General features: G+C 30.8%; 1 protein-coding gene. It reads left to right on the top strand.

Translation table 11 applies throughout. The features are described from left to right. On the top strand, positions 1-303 hold a 303-nt coding region (locus ACP5P5_RS13680; RefSeq protein WP_428286674.1), incomplete at its 5' end, for a hypothetical protein. Positions 304-843 lie beyond the last annotated feature (540 nt).

Below are 843 nucleotides of genomic sequence, written 5' to 3'. Positions count from 1 at the left end.
GTGTTTTTATCTACAAATACGACTTCTTTGCTGCAATCCCTAGACCAAGGGATAATTTCGACTTTCAAAGCCCTGTATATAAAAAAGTCATTCAGATATATTTTAGATCATGTGGAAAATGAAGAAACTATTTCAATTATTGATGTCTGGAAAAATTTAACAATGTTGGATTGTATCAAAAACATAAGCATGACATATTATCGAGATAAAAACAAGATAGATGTAATAGTCGGCCAAAGCCGACTACATAATACCCATCAGTCATTTGGATTGATTGACAAATTATTTTTTATTCTAGAATAGTTTGGATTTTGACTTTAGATGAGTTTATACCTGGTTACTGTTTGTTTTTATTTTTCTTCAAAACACAAAGTTGTAAAGTTGTTTTGCTAATTGTCATGGTATCAATTTAGAATTTTTTATTGAAATTTCTATGGGAGGTACCCGGAGTTATGGACCGATTCGGCCCATGTCCACAAACCAAATTTGATTACTATAGCTCATAAAATTACTCGAGTTATCGTGTTCACAGACAGACAGATGGAAATACCCACAGACGGACATCGCTCAATCGGAAATGATTATTTCTATGCATTACATACTTTGCGCAAACCCGTATTACCCTCAGTCTATGACTGATGGGTATAAAAATTAAATTTTTCTTTTCTGGTAGTTGTTGTATTTCTATTGAAAATTCAACATTAAATGCGTATACATTATTCAAAAATGATATATATTTTTATTGAAAATGAAAAAATTCAATTGAAGGTTTAATTCAAAAATTCAACAAAATAATATTATATTATTGGATGGTGAAAATCCTGATACTGAACCCTCCGCGAG

It is taken from the genome of Hydrotalea sp., assembly GCF_049968455.1.
Taxonomy (GTDB): domain Bacteria; phylum Bacteroidota; class Bacteroidia; order Chitinophagales; family Chitinophagaceae; genus Hydrotalea.
The sequence above is the reverse complement of the archived record's forward strand: the minus strand, read 5'-3'. Positions and strand labels throughout refer to the sequence as shown.